Here is a 20,093-nt window from a genome sequence, read left to right as displayed (position 1 = left end):
CGGCGGCTCAGTCCACGGCGTGGCGCCACACCTCGTACCCGGAGGCGTGCGCGGTGAAGACCACGGGTCCCTCCCCGCACACCCCGGCGAGGCAGGCGCGGACGGGCGACACCGGATGGGCCGCCAGCGGGACGCCCTCCTCCCGCCACGCGCCGACCTCGGTGACGGCCTTGCCCACGGCGAGTTCGAGGTACCTGACCCGGACGGCCTCGGCACCGCCCGGCGGGGTCGCCCAGAACTCGCCCGCGCCGAGCACCGAGACCTGCCGGTCGGCGGGCTTCACCTCGAAGAGGTCGGCATAGCCGCTGGAACCCGCGTTGATCCCGAGCGGCTGCCATCCGCCGGGCCCGCGGACGGCGAACTCGGCCTCGCCCAGCAGCAGGCCGTCGCGCCGCCGCCGCAGCAGCAGGACGCCGCCGAGCCCCGAGGGATCCTTCCAGCGGGCGACGGCCACGGCCTCCCCCGCGGCGGGGGAGAAGGGCATGACCATCCCCGGTGCCTCGAGGGCCCCGGTCACGATGTCGGCGGTCTTCAAGGTCGCGTTCTCCTCCGCTCGCCACGGACAAGATCCGTAAGACACGGCCCAGGGCGTGGATCAGGGAACGACGATCTCACCATCGGGGGCCCGGCGGGCGCCGTGATGGCCACATACGGACAGGGGAGGCGACGTCATGAGTTCGCGGCCGGTGGAGAGAATCAACGGCATGGAAGCGCTGCGGCCAGCCGACCCCCAGGCCGTCGGCCCCTACCGGCTCGCCGGCCGGCTGGGGCGCGGCCCGCAGGGCGTCGTCTACCTGGCCCATCGGGACGGCGACGTCGCCGCGGTCAAGCTGCTGCACGCCAGGTTCGGCGGTAACCACCGGCTCCGCGCGAGGTTCGCGCACGAGCTGGCCACCGCGCAGAGGGTCGACGATCCCGGGGTCGCCCGGGTGCTCGGCGCCGGCATGGAGCGCGGCGCCCCCTACATCGCCTCCGAGTACGTGAACGGGCTGTCGCTCCAGCATGTGGTGGAGGCGGCCGGCGCGCGGTTCGGGCCGCCGCTGACCCGGCTGGCGATCGGGGTCGCCGGGGCGCTGTGGGCGCTGCACAGGGCCGGGGTGATCCACCGGGATCTGCGGCCGGGGAACGTCCTGCTCGACGCGGGCGGGCCCCGTGTCATCGACTTCGGGTACGGCTCGGCGCTGGACTCGGGGGGAGTGCGCGGCGTCATGGGCGGGCCGTCGTTCCGCGCTCCCGAGCAGGTGTCGGGCGGCGAGGTCGGCTCGGCCGTCGACGTGTGGGCGTGGGGCTGCCTGGTGGTCTACGCCGCGACGGGCAGGCCTCCGTTCGGCGACGGCGCGATCTCCGAGGTGGTCGAGCGGATCGTCACCGGGGTTCCCGATCTCGGCGACCTGGACGGCCAGCTCCGCGCCCTGGTCATCGACTGCCTGGCCAAGGAGCCGCGGTCGCGGCCCTCCGCGCAGCAGATCCTGCTGGAGCTGACGGGGACGACCGCGCCGTCCGCCCGCTCGTGGCCGTCGCTGTCGGTGGTGCGGGTGCCGGCGCCGCACTCGCCGGCGCCGGAGCCGATCCAGCCCTACCTCGGGCTCTCGGGGGTGCAGTCGGCGCCGCTGCGCCCGCTGCTCGTCGCGGCCTCGGTGCTGATCCCGCTGGTCGTGGGCGCGGGGATCGTGAAGTTCGGTCAGCCGGGCACCGCGAGCGACACGGTGATCACACCGGTCGCGGCCGCCGACTCCTCGGTGCAGCTGCGGGGCGACTACCGGATCAGGGCGCTGCGCGGCGGGACGATCGAGGGGCGCCCGTTCGCCGAGTACGAGCTCGACAACGTCTCGCGCCGGACGATCGCGCTGGTCATGCCGGGCGAGCTGCTGCTGCGCAAGGGCGCGCTGCCCGTCTCGCTGGCCGCCAGGTGCGCGCCGGCGACGGACGCGATGTGCTCGCTGCCCTCGGCGACGGTCGTGCAGGAGAGGCTCGCGGGCTCGCCGGAGCCGGGGCTGCGGGACGGCATGTTCACCATGCCGCCCCACGCCTCGTACGTGCTGCGGATCTCGACGGTCGACCCGGTTCCGGGCGACCTCGCCCAGAGTGATCTGGGCGTCTTCGTGTCGCAGCCGCGCTTCGTGGCCCGGCCCATCACTCTGCCGTTCGCTTAGCCGCGAGGGCCTCGACGGCCAGGGCGGTACGGGCGGCCGCGCGGGAGAGAGCCAGCCTCAGGAACAGGGCCGTCAGGTTCGCCGCCATCGCTCAGTCCTCGGCGAGGATGCCGTAGAGCTTCTTGCGGGCATCGTCGACGATCTTCAGGGCGCGGGCCTGCTGGTCGTCGTCGCCGGCGTGCAGGACCTGCTTGAGAGCCAGGACGAGCTGGCCGATCGAGTCGCGGGCGTGCGGCGCGGACTCGCCCGCCTGATCGGCGACCTCGCGCCACGGCTCGGGGCTGCGCCCGGCCTCGGTGCGGCCCGCCTCGGTGATCGTGAACAGGCGCTTGCCGCCCTGCTCGACGCTCGTGACGAGTTCCTCGTCCTCGAGGAGCTGGAGGGTCGGGTAGACCGAGCCGGGGCTCGGCCGCCAGATCCCGCCGGTGCGGGTGTCGAGCTCGCCGATCATCTCGTAGCCGTGCATCGGCCGCTCGGCGAGCAGGGCCAGGATCGCGGCCCTGACGTTGCCGCGCGGCATCCGGCGCGCTCCGCGGCGTCCGCCGCGCAGGCCGGGACCGCCGAAGCCGCCCGGTCCTCCCGGGCCGCCCCAGGGGCAGAAGTCGCCGCGCCTGCCGAGGCCCTCGCCGCGCGGACCGGGACCCTCGCCCCTGCGCCCGCCCGGGAAGCCGCCGCGTCCGCGCCGGTGGTGTTCGGGTTCGTGGTGTTCGTGTTCGCGGTACATGGTGGTTCTCCTTCTGTGAACGATCTCGACTGGTTGTCGATGTCTCAACGATATATCGGAAACATGTCGTTGACAAGTGGGCCTGGTTCGGCCCCCTCCCGCCGGGCAGGGTGGGGGCATGGAAGAGACGACCTGCGTGATCGCCGGGGGCGGTCCGGCGGGGATGATGCTCGGGCTCCTGCTGGCCAGGGCCGGGGTCAAGGTCGTGGTCCTGGAGAAGCACGCGGACTTCCTGCGCGACTTCCGGGGCGACACGGTCCACCCGTCGACCCTGGAGATCCTCGACGAGCTCGGCCTGGGCGCCCGGTTCGCCGGGCTCCCGCAGCGCCACGCCAGGAAGATCACCGCGGTCACCGACACCGACACCGTGACGATCGGCGACCTCTCCCAGCTGAGGGGCCGCCACCCCTACATCGCCTTCGTCCCCCAGTGGGACTTCCTCGACCTGCTCGCCGAGGCCGCCCGCGCCTTCCCGAACTTCGACCTGCGGATGCGCTGCGAGGCCCTGTCCTTCACCGGCGACGGTGTCCTCTACCGCGACCCCGAGGGCGCCGAGCGCAGGATCAGGGCCGATCTGACCGTCGCCGCCGACGGCCGGTCCTCGGTGCTCCGCGCGGGGCTGCCGCTCCGCGAGCACGGGGCGCCGATGGACGTCGGCTGGTTCCGGCTGCCCCGCGTCCCGGACGATCCGGAGGACCCGATCCTGCGGCTCGGCACGGGGAAGATGATGGTCGCCATCAACCGGGAGACCTACTGGCAGCTCGGCTACATCGTGCCGAAGGGCGACCCCGTCGAGGATCCGGAGACCGTCCGGCCGCACGTCGCGAAGCTGCTGCCCTTCCTCGCCGGACGGGTCGCCGAGATCGACGCGATCAGCCGGCTGACCGTCCAGGTGAACCGGCTGCGCCGCTGGCACCGGCCCGGCCTGCTGTGCATCGGCGACGCCGCCCACGCCATGTCGCCCGTCCTTGGAGTGGGCATCAACCTGGCCGTCCAGGACGCGGTCGCCGCGGCGAACCTGCTGTACCGGCCCCTGCTGGAGGGGAACCTGAGCTCGCGGCACCTGGCCGCCGTCCAGCGCCGCCGCACCCCCGCCACGGTCGTGATTCAGCGGCTCCAGCTCACGATCCAGGACCGGGTCATCGCCCCGGCGCTCGAGGGCGCCTCGCCGCCGCCGGTCCGGTACCTGTCATACGTGCGGCCGCTCCAGCGGGCCGCCGTGTCGCTGATCGCCAAGGGGCTGCGGCCGGAGCACGTCCAGGTGCCCCTGGCCCCGGCCGAGAGGTGATCGCGGGCTCCGCCCGGGGTTCCGGACCCAGCGCGGGCGCCACGGCCTTCTCGGCGCCTCAGGGCGCCGTGCGGGTGTGACCCGGATCACTGTCACGCTTCCGGGTCCCGTTTCCGTCTCCCCGTGTGCAACCGCGACACGAGAGGAAACGAAGATGACCGAGATCCTGGTTCTGGGCGCCGGATACACCGGCATGACCGCCGCGCTGGGCCTCGCCCGCAGGACCCGCGGGCGGGAGGTCAGGGTGACCCTGGTCAACCCGTCGGAACGGTTCACCGAGCGCCTGCGCCTCCACCAGGTGGCCGCCGGCGAGGCCCTCGCCCGTCTCGACATCCCGGCGATGCTGGAGGGCACGGGCGTCCGGTTCGTCCTGGGCAGGGCCGCCTCGATCGCCGCCGACGAGCGCAGGGTGGTCCTCGAGGACGGCACCGGGCTCGCCTACGACCGCCTGGTGTACGCGCTCGGCAGCGTCGCCGACACCACGAACGTCCCGGGCGCCGCCGAGCACGCCCACATTCTCGACGGCCCGCGGGACGCCGCCCGGTTCGCCGCGGCCGCCGGCGGGACCGTGCTCGTCGCGGGCAGCGGCCTGACGGGCGTCGAGGCCGCGGCGGAGATCGCCGAGCGGAACGCCGGCGTCCGGGTCGTGCTCGCGGGCCGCGACGAACCCGGCGCGATGATGGGCGACCGGGCGCGCGCCCACCTCCGCGCCGCCCTCGACCGGCTCGGCGTGACCGTCAGGTCCGGGGTGACGATCGAGAAGGTCCTTCCCGGCGCCGTCGAGCTCGCCGGCGGGGAACTCCTCTCCGCCGACGCCGTCCTGTGGACCACGGGCGTCCGGGTCGCCCCGCTCGCCCGCGACGCCGGCCTGACGGTCGACGACCGGGGCCGCGTCGTGGTCGACCGGTACCTCCGCTCGGTCTCCCACCCCGAGATCTGCGCCGTCGGCGACGCGGCCGCCGTCACCGTGGAGCACGGCGTGCTCCACGGCACCTGCCAGAGCGGCATCCCGACCGCGGCCCACGCCGCCAGGGCCATCGCCGCCGAGCTGCGCGGAAGGACGCCCCGGCCGTTCCGGTTCGGGTACATGCACCAGCCGGTCAGCCTCGGCCGCCGCGACGCCGTCATCCAGTTCACCCGCCGCGACGACACCCCCGGACGATTCCTGCTGACCGGCCGCAGCGCCGTCGCCTACAAGGAGTTCGTCAGCTCGAGCCCCTGGAAGACCTATGGAATGATCAAGAAGAGCGCTGGAGTCGTCCTCTGGAGGCACTGATGTCCTTCGAAGACCACCGGAACTACCTGTTCGCGGTCGCCTACCGGATCCTCGGGAGCGCGGCCGACGCGGAGGACGCCGTCCAGGACGCCTGGATCAGCTGGTCCTCCGCGGACCGCTCCGGGGTCGCCGAGCCCCGCGCCTACCTGGTCAGGATCGTCACCAACCTGGCCGTCGACCGGCTCAGGTCAGGGCAGCGCAGACGCGAGACCTACGTGGGCCCGTGGCTGCCCGAACCGGTGCTGACCGGCCCCGACATCGCCGAGTCGGCGGAGCGGGCCGAGTCGGTCTCGCTGGCGATGCTCGTGGTCCTGGAGCGGCTGACCCCGCTGGAGCGGGCGGTGTTCGTCCTGAAGGACGTCTTCGGGGTCCCGCACACCGAGATCGCCGTCGCCATCGACCGGTCGGAGGCGACCGTCCGGCAGCTCGCGCACCGGGCCAGGGCGCACGTCGAGGAGCACCGGCCGCGCTTCCGCGCCTCCCCACAGGAGAAGAAGGCGGCCACCGACCGGTTCCTGGCGGCCGCGACCGGCGGCGACATCAACGCGCTGATGGAGGTCCTCGCCCCCGACGTCACCCTGTGGACCGACGGCGGCGGCAAGGTCCGCCAGGCGCTCCGCCCGGTGGTCGGCGCCGAGCGGGTCGCCCCCTGGCTGACGGGGGTCGCCTCCCGGCCCTACGAGGGCGTCGCGATCGAGGACATGGTCTTCACGACCGTCGAGCTGAACGGCGGCCCCGCCCTGTTCGTCTCCTCGCCCGCGGGCCCGCTGGCCACCCTCTCGGTCGACCTGGACGCCGACGGCCGCGTCACGACCGTCCACAACATCGCCAACCCCGACAAGCTCGCCCCCCTCGCGAAGGGGGCGAGCCTCGCCTTCTAGGCGGGGGCGCTGAGCTTGAGCGAGTCGAGGATCTGGTTCGTCACGTCGGCGGCGCCGGTCGCCTGCTTGATCCGGATCCAGGCGCCGAAGGTCTTCGAGGAGTCGACGGCCGCGATCTCTTTGATCACCGGGACGCCGGTCTTGCAGGCCGTCCAGTCGGTGATCGTGAACGTCAGCGTGCCGACGGTCTTGGTCGAGCTGTTCCCCTTGGTGCAGCCGCCGTTCCCGGCCCTCGCGTGGTCGGAGAGCGTCGCGGGCATCGGGGTGGGGGCCGTGGTGAGCCCGATGAAGACCCCGCCGTTGGTCTGCTCGACGCCCCGGAACCTGGTCGGGTCGGTCGAGGCGCGCAGCACCGGGCGGGTCGTCGAGGCGTCGCCGGTCAGGTTGTTGGCGGCGGGCGACCAGGTCTGCTCGGTGGCGTCCTGCTGCCACTCCTTCGGCACCGAGACAGTGATCTTCGCCGCGGCGTCGGTCAGGCTGACCACGTTCGCGGGCGGCGGCGTCTTCTTGCCGCTGTCACCGCCCCCGCTGACCTTCACCAGCACCACCGCGACCGCGCCGATCACCAGGACGCCCGCCGCGACGACCGCGGGGATCAGCAGCCGGTTGGCCGCCTTGGGCGTGGGCGCGACCGGCGTCCGGTACTGCGGGTCGCCGTAGGGGCCGGCCGGGGGCTGGTAGCCGCCGGGCTGGACGGGCGGGGTCGGCGGCTGGTTCTGCACCAGCGCCCGCGGGTCGAGGAAGGTGGCGTCCCGGTCGCGCGGCTGGAAGTTGAGCGCGGCGGTCTTGTCGGGGTCGACGGCCTCGAAGCGCCCGGTGGGGATGTCGTCCTGGGCGGCGGCGGGCGGCTGGACCCGCGCGTACGGCTCGAAGCCCGCCGGGAGCCGGTCGATCTGGGTGACCTCCGGCGGGACGGCCGAGGGGGCCTGGAGCGGGGACTCGCCCCTGCGCAGCGCGGCGATGGCGTCCGCGTAGTCGCCCGCGGTGTCGAACCGGTTGTCCCGGTTGGCCTCCAGCGCCTTGAGGATCACGGCCTCGATCGCCGGGGAGATCTCCGGGTTGACCTGCGAGGGCTTGGTGCGGACCGGGGCGGGCCCCGGCGGACGCCCGGTGAGCAGGTGGTAGGAGAGCGCTCCGATGCCGTACACGTCGGCCCGTACGTCCAGGCCTCCGCCGAAGCGCGCCTGCTCGGGGGACATGTAGCCCGGTGTGCCGACGGGCAGCGTGAACGCGCCGGAGGCGTGCGCCAGCGCCTTGGCCAGGCCCAGGTCGGCGATCAGGCACCGCTCGCCCTGACCGTCCTTGGTGGTCTGGAACAGGATGTTCGACGGCTTCAGATCGCGGTGGATCACACCGAGCTCGTTGATCACCTCGACGCCGCGGGCGATCTCCTCGATCAGCCCGAGCGCCTCGGTGACCGGAAGTGGTCGTCCCGCCATCCGGTCCGCGAGAGATCCGCGGTCCGCGTGCGACATCACGAAGTACGGACGCCCGTCGGGAAGCTCGCCGAACTCGTGGACGCGCACCAGGCGCTCGGAGTCCGCCCGGCGCAGAATGCGCGCTTCCTCCAGGAACCTGTTGCGCACGTCCAGGTCGTCCAGCAGGCTGCCGGAAAGGACCTTGATGGCGACCCGGTCGTTCAGGTCGTCGTCGAGGCCGAGCCAGACGGAGGCGAAAGCCCCCTGCCCGAGGACGCGATCAATTCGGTAACGGCCGACGGCCGTAGGCATGGACACCCCGATATCATGCCCAATGAGTGGTCAAGATGGGGAGCTGGATCTTCCAAGGTCAGCGACTCGTAACGTGTAGGCGCGGGCGACAGGCCCTGTGGCCTATGACGAGCAAGAGGGCGGCATGGCGTTCAACGAACGAACAGAAGAGCTGGCGCTGAAGGCCGCCAAGGGAGATCAGGGCGCGCTCAACGACCTGCTCGGCCTGATCCAGAACGACGTCCTCCGGCACGCGGGCCGGTTCCTGCCCTGCCGGCAGGACGCCGAGGAGGCCTGCCAGGACGCCCTGCTCCAGGTCGCCCGCAACATCCACCGGTTCGAGGGCCGCAGCCGCTTCTCCACCTGGCTGCACGTGGTCGTGGCGAACTCCGCCCGCTCCACCTACCGCTCCCTGAAGCGCCGCAGCGTCGAGCAGGCCGGCGAGCTGCCCTCGCAGCGTCCCGACCCGCGCCGCACCTCGGTGATCGCGGGTTCCCGCGTCGACATCCTCGACGCGATGGAGGACCTGGAGGCCCGCAAGCCCGACCTGATCCAGGCCCTGGTCCTGCGCGACGTCTCCCAGCTGGAGTACAGCGAGATCGCCGAGCAGCTCAACCTGCCGCTCGGCACCGTCAAGTCCCGCATCCACGAGGCCCGCAAGCAGGTCCGCGCCACCCTGGGCGAGTCCTACGGCTGATCCCCCGCGAGGGTCCGCCGCGGAATCAGCGGCGGACCTGCCAGCCGTGGTGGGCCATCAGCACCGAGGCGACTTTGGCGAACAGGTCGCCGTCCATGATCGCTCCCTCCCGGCGCAGGTCGCCCTCGGCGAGGGTGAAGACCCGGTCGAGCCGCAGGTAGGACGGCCTGCCCTCGCGGTCCCACGCGCCCGGGCCCAGCGGCAGCGCGTCCTCGTGGGCCTTGCTGGTCAGCTGCATCGCCAGCAGCAGTTTCCGGTGCCGCCCGATGACGAGCAGCGGCCGGTCCTTTCCCTGGGACGGGTCCTCCTCGAAGGGGACCCAGGCCCAGACGATCTCGCCAGGGTCGGCGAGGCCGTCCAGTTCGGGGGAGTACTCGAGGGACGCGACGTGCTCGGCGGAGTAGACCTCACGGATGCTCACGCGCCCGGAGCATAGCGGGACGTCCACCAGGAGACCGCCCGGGTGACGCGGCCGGCCGGTCTCAGTCCAGCGCGGCGAGCTGGTCGGCGAACCACCGCTGCGGCGGCAGGGCCGTGGCGGCCTCCACCAGCCGGGCGGTGCGCTTCCTGCGCTCCTCCGGTGGCATCAGCAGAGCCCGGTTGAGGGCCCTGGCCGTCTGCGAGACGTCGTAGGGATTGACCATGAGGGCGTCCTCCTGCAGCTCGGAGGCGGCCCCGGCCTCCCGCGACAGCACCAGGGCGCAGCCCTTCTCCGACAGGATCGGGCCCTCCTTGGCGACCAGGTTCATGCCGTCCCTGATCGGGTTCACGACCAGCACGTCGGCGACGGCGTAGGCCGCGAGAGAGCGGGCGTAGTCGTCCTTGACCTGGAGGATCAGCGGCGTCCAGTCGTCGGTGCCGAACTCGTCGTTGATCTCCGCGGCCATCCGCTCGACCGCCGTGGTGTACTCGCGGTACTCCGGCACGTCGGTGCGCGACGGGTAGGCGAAGGCGACGTGGACGACCCTGCCGTGCCATTCGGGATGGTCGAGCAGCAGCTCCCAGTAGGCGGCCAGCCCGCGCACGATGTTCTTCGACAGCTCGGTCCTGTCGATCCTGATGATCATCTGCCGGTCGCCGACCTGGTCGCGGAGCTGGATCTTGCGGTCGGCGACGTCCTCCTCGGCGGCCCGGTCGCGCAGCGCTCCGCCGTCGACCCCCAGGCTGTGGACGCCGACCCCGGTGACCCTGCCCTGGTGGGTGACCCGCCGGTCCAGCCGGTCGACCTTCGCGCCGAGGATCTCCTCGCAGCAGTCCAGGAACGCCTCGGCCCAGCGCTCGCAGAGGAACCCCGCGTGGTCGGCGCCGAGGATGCCCTCCAGGATCTGGACGCCGATGTCGTCGGGGAGCAGCCGGTAGTACTCCGGCGGAGCCCACGGCGTGTGCGAGAAGTGGGAGATCCTCAGATCGGGACGGCGCTCACGCAGCATCGCCGGGACGAGCGTCAGGTGGTAGTCCTGCACGGCGACCTTCGCGCCCGGCCTGGCGTCCTGGGCGAGCGCGTCGGCGAAGGCCGCGTTGTAGGCCTCGTAGGACTGCCAGTCGCGGCGGGCGCGGGCGTCGAAGTGCGGTGCGGTGGGGGTGTAGTAGAGCATGTGGTGCACGAACCACAGGGTCGAGTTGGCGATCGAGTTGTAGGCCCGCTCGAAGGTCGACTCCGGGATGTCCAGCATGCGGACGGCGCCCGTCTCGTGGCCGGCGGCGTCCAGCCGTCCGTGCGGATCCTGGCGGGCGGCGATCCGGTCGGCCTCCGACAGGGCCGCGCACACCCACACCAGGTCGGTGCCCGCCGCGACCGACGCCAGGCCCGACACCAGCCCGCCGCCGCCTCTTCGCATGGTCAGGGTGCCGTCGTCGGTCTGGGAGAAGGAAACGGGCCCGCGATTGCTGGCGACGAGTACCTGCATGTGACGCAGTGTCGCATGAGGGAGAATTCCATGACTCCCCGGGGCGGCCATGGGTGATCAAGCACACATTCGGGCACGTTCCACGCGGTGCGGCGTCCGAGGAGTGAGACGGTGCGCGCGGACAAACGGACACCTGATGTAAAGTCAGGCACACAACTTCATAAGGCCTGCCGTTCCCGGCGGGCCGCTCATCCAGAGGGGTGGAGGGACCGGCCCTGCGAAGCCCCGGCAACCCTCCCGATCAGCCCGCGCTCCTGCGAGGCCCGGTCGGGACAGGTGCCAACTCCGGCCTGTGACCACAGTGGTGCACAGGGAAGATGAGGGAGAGGCCTCGCCACCATGCCCGCGAATCTGGGTAACGCCACCGCGCTCGTCTGCCGTGAATGCGGCCACTCGGTCGAACTCGGCCCCTTCTACGCGTGTGAGCAGTGTTTCGGCCCGCTCGAAGTCGCCTACGACCTCTCCAAGGTCACCCGTGAGGCGATCGAGGCGGGCCCGCACAACATCTGGCGCTACAAGGACCTTCTCCCGGTCCCCCCGAACGTCGCCGACATCCCCAACACCGAGCCCGGCTTCACCCGGCTCGTCAAGGCCGACCAGCTGGCGTCCGCGCTGGGCCTGCAGAACCTGTGGGTGAAGGACGACTCCGGCAACCCGACCCACTCCTTCAAGGACCGCGTCGTCGGCGTCGCGCTCGCCGCCGCCCGTGAGCTCGGCTTCAAGGTGCTCGCCTGCCCCTCGACCGGCAACCTCGCCAACGCCGTCGCCGCCGCGGCGGCCAGGGCCGGGATCCGGAGCGCGGTGTTCGTCCCCTCCGACCTGGAGCAGCAGAAGATCATCACCACCGCCGTGTACGACGGCACCTTCGTGACGGTCGACGGCAACTACGACGACGTGAACCGGCTGGCGTCGGAGCTGGCGGGGGAGCAGGAGGACTGGGCGTTCGTCAACGTCAACGTCCGTCCCTTCTACGCCGAGGGCTCCAAGACCCTCGGTTACGAGATCGCCGAGCAGCTCGGCTGGCGGCTGCCCGACCAGATCGTCGTGCCGATCGCGTCCGGGTCGCAGATCACCAAGATCGACAAGGCGTTCCAGGAGCTGATCAAGCTCGGGCTCGTCGAGGACAGGCCGTACAAGGTCTACGGCGCCCAGGCCGAGGGCTGCTCCCCGGTCTCGGCCGCGTTCAAGGCCGGCCACGACGTGGTCCGCCCGGTCAAGCCCGCCACGATCGCCAAGTCCCTGGCGATCGGCAACCCGGCCGACGGCCCCTACGTCCTGGACGTGGCCCGCCGTACCGGCGGCGCCATCGAGGACGTCACCGACGCCGAGGTCGTCGAGGGCATCCGGCTGCTGGCCCGCACGGAGGGGATCTTCGCCGAGACCGCGGGCGGCGTGACGGTCGGCGTGCTGAAGAAGCTCATCGACACCGGGCAGCTCGACCCGTCCCTGGAGACCGTGATCATCAATTCGGGCGAAGGCCTGAAGACCCTGGACGCCGTGGCCGACGTGGCCAAGCCGTCCGCCAACATCGCGCCCACTCTCGAGGCGTTCCGCGCTACCGGATTGGTCTGATCGACATGTCTGTTTCCGTCCGCATCCCGACGATCCTCCGCACGTACACGGGCGGGGAATCGGAAGTGAAGGCCACCGGCGCGACGCTCCGCGAGCTCGTCAGCGACCTGGAGGCACAGTTCTCCGGGATCTCCGCGCGCATTCTCGACGACACCGGCAAGCTCCGCCGTTTCGTCAACGTCTATGTCGGCGAAGAGGACGTCCGTTTCGCCGAAGGCCTGGACACCCCCACCCCCGACGGCACTCAGGTCTCGATCATCCCGGCGGTCGCGGGCGGCTGAACACCGTTCTTTACAGAAGGGGCTCGCCTGTAAAAATGGGCGAGCCCCTTCTGCTCCGCCCTTATGGCCGATCCCGGCCGTAAGAAGATTCCGCCAAATATGCCCCGGTATGTTCCGTGCCATCTTTTCCGTTCCACGGTCCAGGGGGGCCGTGGCTCCAGGCAGGGTTCAGCATGGCGCTAGGCACCGTGAAGTGGTTCAACGCGGACAAGGGCTACGGCTTCATCGCCGTCGACGGGGGCCGCGACGTCTTCGTCCACCACTCCTCCATCCAGATGGACGGCTACCGCTCCCTCGAACAGGGCCAGCGAGTCGAATTCGAGATCACCCAATCCGACCGAGGCCCCCAGGCCGACCTCGTCCGCCAGCTCTAGGCGGCCGACCCGGAGGAGCCGCGTCACCCCCCCGGGTGCCGCGGCCCCTTCAGCTGGTGCGCTCGACGCAGACCTGGTCCAGGCTCACGGCGCCCGGCGGGAGCCTGTCGTAACCGTTGGCCTTCTTCTTCTGAGTGCTGACGACGAAGTAGTTGGCCGCGTTGAGGTTCGCCCGGAGCACGACCAGCTGGAACCTGCCGCCCTTGCCCTTCGCTCCCGGAATACCGATCTGGTCGACCTTGCGGTTCCAGGACCCGTCGGGGCCGACCGCGACATGATCCTGGCTGGTGTAGAACTTGCCCTCGCCCGTCGCCAGGGTGAGCACCCACAGCTGCTCGCCGTGGAGCAGCTTCGCCGTGCCGCGGAGCGTCGTTCCCTCGTAGCTGATGCTCGCGCACCCGCCGTTCCGTCCGTCCGCCGGTTCTTTGATCGTCGCGCTGCTGGTCGCGTTGATCGACTGCTGCCGTTCGCCGACCCAGTGCGCTTCGGCGGCCGCCCAGACGGCCCCGCCTCCAGCGAGGATGGCGCTCACTCCGACCACGAAGCTACCGATCAGCTTCCACTGGTCACCGTTCAAGGACCCCACGCTCCGCCCGCTTGTACTCGTCCTCAGGAGTTCGCCAAGCTAGGCGCCGGGCAGGTCGCTTCATCCCGCGCGAATGCGGTTAGGGAATGGCCGTGTCCGGCCATCATCTGGACGAATTCACAGGTCGACGACGTGTCGCGCGGCGTGGATCGATCTTCGTCCGGCCGGGCGGCGGTCGGTCCGGGGCGGCACGAACGGCCGGAGCCGCCGGGCCTCCGCTCCCGTACGGCCGTCTGCTCGGTACCGGATGCCCTTCGGTTCGCTCTGACGGCGATCGTCGGGTTTCCCACCTTCGTCCTGTAGGCCCTCGTCGGCCCTCCCGGCCCAGTCCATCCCCTGCTCAGGATGCGTTCCGCTTGCACTCTCCTAGGGGGAGTGCTAGACAGTAACTGGCACTCTCCCTAGGAGAGTGATAATCGAACTTATCTGGATCGGGTCGACGAGGTTCGTCGCCTGGGGGGCCGTACATGGGGCTTCTCGAGGGGGCTTGCCGTCCGTCGCGGGCGTCGCTCCGATCCGCCATGTTCCGCATCCACTCTGAAGGAGGATCTGGAGCCTATGGCTGCCAAGATGATCGCGTTCAACGAGGAGGCCCGGCGCGGTCTCGAGCGTGGCATGAACCAGCTGGCGGACGCCGTCAAGGTGACGCTTGGCCCGAAGGGCCGCAACGTCGTCCTGGAGAAGAAGTGGGGCGCCCCCACGATCACCAACGACGGTGTGTCCATCGCCAAGGAGATCGAGCTCGAGGACCCGTGGGAGAAGATCGGGGCGGAGCTCGTCAAGGAAGTCGCCAAGAAGACCGACGACGTCGCGGGTGACGGCACCACCACCGCCACCGTGCTGGCCCAGGCCCTGGTCCGTGAGGGCCTGCGGAACGTGGCCGCCGGCGCCAACCCGATGTCCCTGAAGAAGGGCATCGAGGCCGCCGTCGCCGCCGTCTCCGAGCAGCTCTCGCAGCTGTCGAAGGACGTGGAGACCAAGGAGCAGATCGCCTCCACCGCCTCCATCTCCGCCGCCGACACCGAGATCGGTGCGCTCATCGCCGAGGCGATGGACAAGGTCGGCAAGGAAGGCGTCATCACGGTCGAGGAGAGCAACGCCTTCGGGCTGGAGCTCGAGCTCACCGAGGGCATGCGCTTCGACAAGGGCTACATCTCGCCCTACTTCGTCACCGACCCCGAGCGCATGGAAGCGGTTCTCGACGACCCGTTCATCCTGATCGTTCAGGGCAAGGCGTCCTCCAACAAGGACCTCCTGCCGGTGCTCGAGCAGGTCATGCAGGCCGGCAAGCCGCTGCTGATCATCGCCGAGGACGTCGAGGGCGAGGCCCTGGCCACCCTGGTCGTCAACAAGATCCGTGGCATCTTCAAGTCCGTGGCCGTCAAGGCTCCGGGCTTCGGTGACCGCCGCAAGGCCATGCTCGGCGACATCGCCGTGCTGACCGGCGGCCAGGTCATCTCCGAGGAGATCGGCCTCAAGCTCGACTCGGTGACCATCGACCAGCTGGGCCGCGCCCGCAAGGTCGTCATCGCCAAGGACGAGACCACGATCATCGAGGGCGTCGGCGACGCCAACGACATTCAGGGCCGGGTCAACCAGATCCGCACTGAGATCGACAACACCGACTCCGACTACGACCGCGAGAAGCTCCAGGAGCGCCTGGCCAAGCTCGCGGGCGGCGTGGCCGTCATCAAGGCCGGTGCCGCGACCGAGGTCGAGCTCAAGGAGCGCAAGCACCGCATCGAGGACGCCGTTCGCAACGCGAAGGCGGCCGTCGAGGAGGGCATCGTTCCCGGCGGTGGCGTGGCGCTGATCCAGGCGTCCGTCGGCGCGTTCGACAAGCTGGACCTGTCCGGCGACGAGGCCACCGGTGCCGCGATCGTGAAGAAGGCGCTCGAGGAGCCCCTCAAGCAGATCGCCGTCAACGCCGGCCTCGAGGGCGGCGTCGTGGTGGAGAAGGTCCGCTCGCTCCCCGCGGGCCAGGGCCTCAACGCCGCGACCGGTGAGTACGTGGACATGTTCGGCCACGGCATCATCGACCCGGCCAAGGTCACCCGCTCGGCGCTGCAGAACGCGGCGTCCATCGCGGCGCTGTTCCTGACCACCGAGGCCGTCATCGCCGAGAAGCCGGAGAAGAACCCGGCCCCCGGCGGCGGCATGCCCGACGGCGGAGGCATGGACTTCTAAGTCCGTCCCACCGCAGCAGGACGCTTTTGACGAAGGGCGGCCTCCCGTGAAGGGGGCCGTCCTTCCAGCGTTTACCGCGCATGTTCGGCCCCGATCACGTTCGCGGACCGCCCGGCGCGGGTACCCCGATGACATGCGACGCCCCCCGCGCTGGGGGATCTCACCTGTCCTCCCCGCGTCAGCGAATCTGCTGCTCGCCGTGCTGTGGATCTTCTCCGCGGCCGGCGGGTGGGGCGGTGACGCCTTCTGCACGGCCGACCGCGCCTGCCTGGACGACTACCGGCGCGCCGTCGAGCTGTCGGTGGCGCTCGCCGTCCCCGCGGGGATCTTCGGCGTCCTCGGCTGGCTCCTGCTTCGCGATCACCCCCAGGAGCTCGACACCCTGCTCCTGCTGACGGCCGCCCTCTGGATCGCCGCCGGGGCGATCCTGTTCATCGGGGGCTATCTGCTGACCTGACCGGCCGGACCTCCTGCTCGGCCAGCAGGTCGTACCGCTCGCGTGCCAGCAGGATCTCGTCGACGTGCCCCTCCGCCCAGTCCTTGATCCCGGCCACCAGCGCGACGACGCTCCGCCCGAGCGGGCTCAGCTCGTACTCGACCTTCGGCGGGATCGTCGGATAGATCGTCCGGATCACCATGCCGTCGCGCTCCAGGCCCCGCAGGGAGGACGTCAGCGACTTCTGGGTGATGCCGCCGATGCGCCTCCGCAGCTCACCGAAGCGGACCGGCCCGTCCTTGAGCGCGTCGACGAGCAGCAGGGTCCACTTGTCGGCGAGGGCGGTGAGGACCGTCCGGGACGCACACTCGGCCAGGTAGGCATTGGCGTCGAAGCGAATTCGCTGGTCAGGAGCGGTATCCACGGGGTACCTATATTCCTCGAAGGTGCCTTCTTACCGAAAGATACCACCTCGGTCATGATCGGTGCAGAGCACGAAGACACCGAGCGAGGAGCACGAGATGCGCATCGTCACCCAGCGGCAGTACGGAGACCCGTCGGTCCTCACGGTCACCGAGGTCGAACGGCCCCGGCCCGGCTTCGGGCAGGTCCTGGTCAAGGTCGGTGCCGCGGGCGTCAACCAGGTCGATCTGTTCGTCAGGGCCGGGGCCTTCCCCCTGCTCACCCCGCCCTTCACCCTCGGCTGGGACGTGGCGGGCACCGTCGAGGAGGTCGGCCCCGGCATCACCCAGTTCGCCCCCGGCGACGCGGTGTTCGGGCTCAGCGCCTACCCGGCGGCGGGCGACGCCTACGCCGAGTACGTCCTGGCGGACCCGAACGACCTGGCCCGCATCCCGGACGGGCTGAGCACCCTCCGGGCGGGAGCACTTCCCCTGGCGGCGCTCACGGCCTGGCAGGCCCTCGCCGGTGTCGCCGACCTGCGCCCCGGGCAGCGGGTGCTCGTCCACCGGGCCGCGGGCGGCGTCGGCCATCTGGCCGTCCAGATCGCCAAGACGCGCGGCGCCCACGTGATCGGCACGGCCTCCTCCGCCAAGCACGCGTTCCTGAAGGAGCTCGGCGCCGACGAGCTGATCGACCACACCACGGCCGACTACGGCGACCTGACCGGTGTCGATGTGGTCCTCGACCTGCTCGGCGGGGTCCACGGCGAGAAGTCGGCCCGGGTCCTCAGGCCCGGCGGCCTCCTCGTGGCGGCGGTCGGCGGCAACCCCGGCTTCGACGACTCCCGCGCCGCCGCCCTCGGCGTCCGCTTCGCCGTCGTCTCGGTCCGCCCGTCCGCCCACGACCTCGCCCGCGTGGCCGCGCTGGTGGCCGAGGGCCGTCTGACGGTCCACATCGAGGCGGAGTTCCCCCTGGCCGAGGCGGCGAAGGCGCACGAACTGCTCGCCTCGGGCCGCGTCACCGGAAAGGTCGTCCTGTCCCCCTGACCGTTAATGCGTTGCACGCCATTCCCGGATGAGGCAGAGTTCTGCATGTCAGCAGGAACGGCCGGAAAGGAGGCAGAGCGATGAGAGAGCAGATGCGGAAACAGAATCGCCGCCTCCGCAGAGGCCCTCGAAGGCCCTGACCGGACCCTGCGGCGAAGACTTCCCCTCGGTGCGCAGGCAGCGGATACTTCCTATTTCATGGGTCGCGGGTTCGAGTCCCGCCCGGCGCGTTCGTGCCGGTAGCTCAGTCGGCAGAGCAATGAGACCTCCGCAGCCGCTTTCGATCTCGAGGGGAACCAGACCTGCCCGGTGCGCAGGTGACGGTTACTTCCACTCTTAATGGGGAGGTCGCGGGTTCGAATCCCGCCCGGCATACCTGTGCCGGTAGCTCAGTGGCAGAGCACCAAGACACCGTCGCCGCCCTTGATCTCGGGCAGCCCCCTTTTCTTCCCTTCTCTTTCGTTTTCCGGTGCTCATTCTCGGAGTACAGCCATGTCCAAGTTCAACCGCGCCTCTTCCACCGGTGTCCTCAGCCCGATCACGTCGCTTCGCGGCGGCCGCACCCACGAGGGGGGCGACGGCTACGAGCGCGACACCAAGTCCGCCCTCTTTCTGCTCGCCGTCTCGAACATGGTCGGCGAGTCCGCGTTCTACGAGGCGGCCACCGACCGGGACGCGCGGTTCCGGACACTCGTCGGCGAGGTCGCGCTGAGCGACCCGGACTGGCTGGTCCGGTTCATCGGCTGGCTGCGCGGCGACGCCGGCCTGCGGACCGCGTCCGTGGTCGCCGCCGCCGAGGGCGTCATGTCCCGGCTCTGCGGGTCGCTGCACGGCGGCAACCGCCGGCTGATCGACGCCGCGCTCCAGCGCGCCGACGAGCCGGGCGAACTGCTCGCCTACTGGACCTCCCGCTTCGGCCGGGCGCTGCCCAAGCCGGTCAAGCGCGGTGTCGGCGACGCGGTGCGGCGGCTCTACACCGAGCGGGCCCTGGCCAAGTACGACAGCGGCGCCTTCCGGTTCGGCGACGTCCTGGAGCTGACCCACCCGGCCCCGGCCGACGCGGCGCAGGGCGACCTGTTCCGCTACGCGATCGACCGCCGGCACGGCCGGGACGAGGAGATCCCCGCGTCGCTGCCCGTCCTGCGGGCCCGGGCGAAGCTGCTGGCGCTGCCGGTGGCCGAGCGCCGCGCCCTGGTCGAGCACGCCGACGCGGCCGGCCGTCTCGCCGAGGCGGGCATGACCTGGGAGTCGGTCGCGGGCTGGCTCCAGGGTCCGCTCGACGCCCGCGTCTGGACGGCGCTCATCCCGTCGATGGGCTACCTGGCCCAGCTCCGCAACCTGCGGAACTTCGACCAGGCGGGCGTCGGCGACAAGGTGGCGGCGAAGGTCGCCGACCGGCTGGTGAGCCGCAAGGGCGGTGCACGGGTCCTGCCCATGCGCTACCTCGCCGCCCACCGTGCGGCACCGTCGCTGCGGTGGGGGTGGGCGCTGAGCCAGGCGCTCGACGCCTCGCTCACCAACGTTCCGGCGCTGCCGGGCCGGACGCTGATCCTGGTGGACCGGTCGGGCTCGATGTTCTGGAGCACCTCGGAGCGTTCGCAGATGACCTTCGCCGACACGGCGGCGGTCTTCGGCAGCGCCCTGGCGCTGCGGGCGGAGAAGGCGACGCTGGTGGAGTTCGGCTCGTCGCACCGGGAGATCGGATTCAACAGGGGCGAGTCCGTTCTCCAGCTGGTCGAGCGGTTCGGCGACCTCGGCGGCACCGAGACCGCGGCGGCCGTCCGGGCGCACTACAAGGGGCACGACCGGGTCCTGATCGTCACCGACGAGCAGGTCTGGGGGACCGCGCGGGGCAACGACCCGACCGCGGCGGTCCCGGCGAAGGTGCCGGTCTACACCTGGAACCTGGTCGGGTACCAGCACGGTCACGGCCCCTCGGGCCGGGCACGGCGCCACGTGTTCGGCGGCCTGTCCGACCACGCCTTCGCGATGATCCCGCTGATCGAGGCGGGCCGGAACGCCGACTGGCCGTTCTGACGCACCACGAGGCGGTGTCTTCCGGAGTCCCGGGAGACACCGCCTTTCGGGCGTTCCGCCGCAGCTCGCGGCGTGGTCTCACCAGCCCCGTGGAACACGCCGGGCGCGCCAGTTTGACGTTCCCCGCTCGCGGGCATAAGTTTCTCTTCGCCTCGCCGAGTGCGGGACGCCACCAGGGTCACACCTAGGGGCGGCCGGTCGGCAGAGGAACCCACTCGATCCACCTGCTGAAGGTGCGGCTTGCCGCGTCTAAAGCGGACAGAACGGGACGGAGTTTGACACTCCGGACAGGGCTGGTAGGTTAGAGAGGCTGCTCCGAAACAGGTCCGGAAGGGCAGGAACCGGGGCAGGGCGGGATGGAAGTTGACAAACTTCCCCAGCCTGGTAAGTTAGAAGGGTTGCTCCGAAGGAGGTCCGCAAGGGCCGAAGGCGAAGCGACACCGTTTCTTGAGAACTCAACAGCGTGCTAAAAGTCAGTGCCAAAATAATGGCCGGGACTTCGGTTCTGGTCATGTACATCCTCGTCTGAGGATTTCT

The 20,093-nt window shown here is 70.9% G+C and carries 19 protein-coding genes, 1 tRNA gene and 1 riboswitch; of the genes, 13 read left to right on the top strand and 7 right to left on the bottom strand.

The window, feature by feature from the left end; genetic code table 11:
• Nucleotides 1-7 precede the first annotated feature (7 nt).
• Nucleotides 8-535, bottom strand: a complete 528-nt coding sequence (locus ABD785_RS24160) for a hypothetical protein (RefSeq protein WP_344832301.1) — start codon at nt 533-535, stop codon at nt 8-10.
• A 169-nt stretch (nt 536-704) separates the two neighbouring features.
• On the opposite strand from ABD785_RS24160, the gene ABD785_RS24155 reads away from it, so the two are divergent.
• Complete coding sequence (locus tag ABD785_RS24155) at nt 705-2,153, top strand: serine/threonine-protein kinase (RefSeq protein ID WP_344832299.1); 1,449 nt, start codon at nt 705-707, stop codon at nt 2,151-2,153.
• A gap of 91 nt (nt 2,154-2,244) precedes the next feature.
• Here ABD785_RS24155 and ABD785_RS24150 read toward each other — a convergent pair whose 3' ends face one another.
• A complete protein-coding gene (locus ABD785_RS24150) occupies nt 2,245-2,877 on the bottom strand; it encodes a PadR family transcriptional regulator (RefSeq protein WP_344832296.1) in 633 nt (210 codons plus the stop codon).
• Between the two features lie 118 nt (nt 2,878-2,995).
• On the opposite strand from ABD785_RS24150, the gene ABD785_RS24145 reads away from it, so the two are divergent.
• The 3 genes from ABD785_RS24145 to ABD785_RS24135 all read left to right on the top strand — a co-directional run bounded on the left by ABD785_RS24145 (nt 2,996) and on the right by ABD785_RS24135 (nt 6,322).
• Nucleotides 2,996-4,165 (top strand): FAD-dependent oxidoreductase, encoded by a 1,170-nt coding sequence (locus ABD785_RS24145; RefSeq protein WP_344832294.1) that lies wholly within the window; start codon nt 2,996-2,998, stop codon nt 4,163-4,165.
• 154 nt (nt 4,166-4,319) lie between these two features.
• Nucleotides 4,320-5,441 (top strand): NAD(P)/FAD-dependent oxidoreductase, encoded by a 1,122-nt coding sequence (locus ABD785_RS24140; protein ID WP_344832293.1) that lies wholly within the window; start codon nt 4,320-4,322, stop codon nt 5,439-5,441.
• Nucleotides 5,441-6,322 (top strand): RNA polymerase sigma-70 factor, encoded by an 882-nt coding sequence (locus ABD785_RS24135; RefSeq protein WP_344832291.1) that lies wholly within the window; start codon nt 5,441-5,443, stop codon nt 6,320-6,322. Before ABD785_RS24140 ends, ABD785_RS24135 begins: the two co-directional genes overlap by 1 nt.
• Here ABD785_RS24135 and ABD785_RS24130 read toward each other — a convergent pair.
• Nucleotides 6,319-8,052: a serine/threonine-protein kinase gene (locus ABD785_RS24130; protein WP_344832767.1), complete on the bottom strand. Its 1,734-nt coding sequence runs from the start codon at nt 8,050-8,052 to the stop codon at nt 6,319-6,321. The two genes, ABD785_RS24135 and ABD785_RS24130, sit on opposite strands and share 4 nt — an antisense overlap.
• A gap of 124 nt (nt 8,053-8,176) precedes the next feature.
• Here ABD785_RS24130 and ABD785_RS24125 point away from each other — a divergent pair, with 124 nt between their 5' ends.
• Nucleotides 8,177-8,728, top strand: coding sequence for an RNA polymerase sigma factor (locus ABD785_RS24125; protein ID WP_344832290.1), 552 nt, complete (start codon nt 8,177-8,179; stop codon nt 8,726-8,728).
• A 25-nt stretch (nt 8,729-8,753) separates the two neighbouring features.
• On the opposite strand, the gene ABD785_RS24120 is transcribed toward ABD785_RS24125, so the two are convergent.
• Nucleotides 8,754-9,149, bottom strand: a complete 396-nt coding sequence (locus ABD785_RS24120) for a type II toxin-antitoxin system PemK/MazF family toxin (protein ID WP_344832287.1) — start codon at nt 9,147-9,149, stop codon at nt 8,754-8,756.
• A gap of 61 nt (nt 9,150-9,210) precedes the next feature.
• The gene (locus ABD785_RS24115; protein ID WP_344832285.1) at nt 9,211-10,635 is read right to left on the bottom strand and encodes an alpha,alpha-trehalose-phosphate synthase (UDP-forming); all 1,425 of its coding nucleotides are present in this window, start codon (nt 10,633-10,635) and stop codon (nt 9,211-9,213) included.
• Nucleotides 10,636-10,820: 185 nt separating this feature from the next.
• A riboswitch (SAM riboswitch) is annotated at nt 10,821-10,959 on the top strand.
• A gap of 15 nt (nt 10,960-10,974) precedes the next feature.
• Here ABD785_RS24115 and thrC point away from each other — a divergent pair.
• The 3 genes from thrC (at nt 10,975) to ABD785_RS24100 (ending at nt 12,862) form a co-directional block, all read left to right on the top strand.
• Nucleotides 10,975-12,207 carry a threonine synthase gene (gene thrC, locus ABD785_RS24110; RefSeq protein WP_344832283.1) on the top strand — a complete coding sequence of 411 codons (1,233 nt, stop codon included), beginning with the start codon at nt 10,975-10,977 and terminating at the stop codon, nt 12,205-12,207.
• A gap of 5 nt (nt 12,208-12,212) precedes the next feature.
• Nucleotides 12,213-12,488, top strand: coding sequence for a MoaD/ThiS family protein (locus tag ABD785_RS24105; RefSeq protein WP_344832281.1), 276 nt, complete (start codon nt 12,213-12,215; stop codon nt 12,486-12,488).
• Between the two features lie 173 nt (nt 12,489-12,661).
• On the top strand, nt 12,662-12,862 hold the full coding sequence (locus ABD785_RS24100; RefSeq protein ID WP_344832279.1) for a cold-shock protein: 201 nt from the start codon (nt 12,662-12,664) through the stop codon (nt 12,860-12,862).
• A 49-nt stretch (nt 12,863-12,911) separates the two neighbouring features.
• Here ABD785_RS24100 and ABD785_RS24095 read toward each other — a convergent pair whose 3' ends face one another.
• Entirely contained in the window at nt 12,912-13,439 is a 528-nt protein-coding gene (locus tag ABD785_RS24095) for a hypothetical protein (protein WP_344832278.1), read from the bottom strand.
• A 567-nt stretch (nt 13,440-14,006) separates the two neighbouring features.
• On the opposite strand from ABD785_RS24095, the gene groL reads away from it, so the two are divergent.
• Together groL and ABD785_RS24085 are read left to right on the top strand one after the other, a co-directional pair.
• Nucleotides 14,007-15,635 carry a chaperonin GroEL gene (gene groL, locus ABD785_RS24090; RefSeq protein ID WP_344832276.1) on the top strand — a complete coding sequence of 543 codons (1,629 nt, stop codon included), beginning with the start codon at nt 14,007-14,009 and terminating at the stop codon, nt 15,633-15,635.
• A gap of 133 nt (nt 15,636-15,768) precedes the next feature.
• The gene (locus ABD785_RS24085; RefSeq protein ID WP_344832273.1) at nt 15,769-16,092 is read left to right on the top strand and encodes a hypothetical protein; all 324 of its coding nucleotides are present in this window, start codon (nt 15,769-15,771) and stop codon (nt 16,090-16,092) included.
• On the opposite strand, the gene ABD785_RS24080 is transcribed toward ABD785_RS24085, so the two are convergent.
• Nucleotides 16,067-16,495: a winged helix-turn-helix transcriptional regulator gene (locus ABD785_RS24080; RefSeq protein ID WP_344832271.1), complete on the bottom strand. Its 429-nt coding sequence runs from the start codon at nt 16,493-16,495 to the stop codon at nt 16,067-16,069. The genes ABD785_RS24085 and ABD785_RS24080 overlap by 26 nt on opposite strands.
• Before the next feature lie 97 nt (nt 16,496-16,592).
• Between ABD785_RS24080 and ABD785_RS24075 the strand changes: the two genes are divergently transcribed.
• The 3 genes from ABD785_RS24075 to ABD785_RS24065 all read left to right on the top strand — a co-directional run bounded on the left by ABD785_RS24075 (nt 16,593) and on the right by ABD785_RS24065 (nt 19,556).
• Nucleotides 16,593-17,519 carry an NADP-dependent oxidoreductase gene (locus ABD785_RS24075; RefSeq protein ID WP_344832269.1) on the top strand — a complete coding sequence of 309 codons (927 nt, stop codon included), beginning with the start codon at nt 16,593-16,595 and terminating at the stop codon, nt 17,517-17,519.
• Between the two features lie 233 nt (nt 17,520-17,752).
• Nucleotides 17,753-17,894: transfer RNA gene (locus tag ABD785_RS24070), tRNA-OTHER, on the top strand.
• Between the two features lie 117 nt (nt 17,895-18,011).
• Nucleotides 18,012-19,556: a TROVE domain-containing protein gene (locus ABD785_RS24065; RefSeq protein WP_344832266.1), complete on the top strand. Its 1,545-nt coding sequence runs from the start codon at nt 18,012-18,014 to the stop codon at nt 19,554-19,556.
• Nucleotides 19,557-20,093: the final 537 nt, after the last annotated feature.

The organism is Actinocorallia longicatena (assembly GCF_039534125.1).
Taxonomy (GTDB): domain Bacteria; phylum Actinomycetota; class Actinomycetes; order Streptosporangiales; family Streptosporangiaceae; genus Actinocorallia; species Actinocorallia longicatena.
Note: the sequence above shows the minus strand (reverse complement) of the source record. Positions and strands in the feature narration are given on the sequence as shown.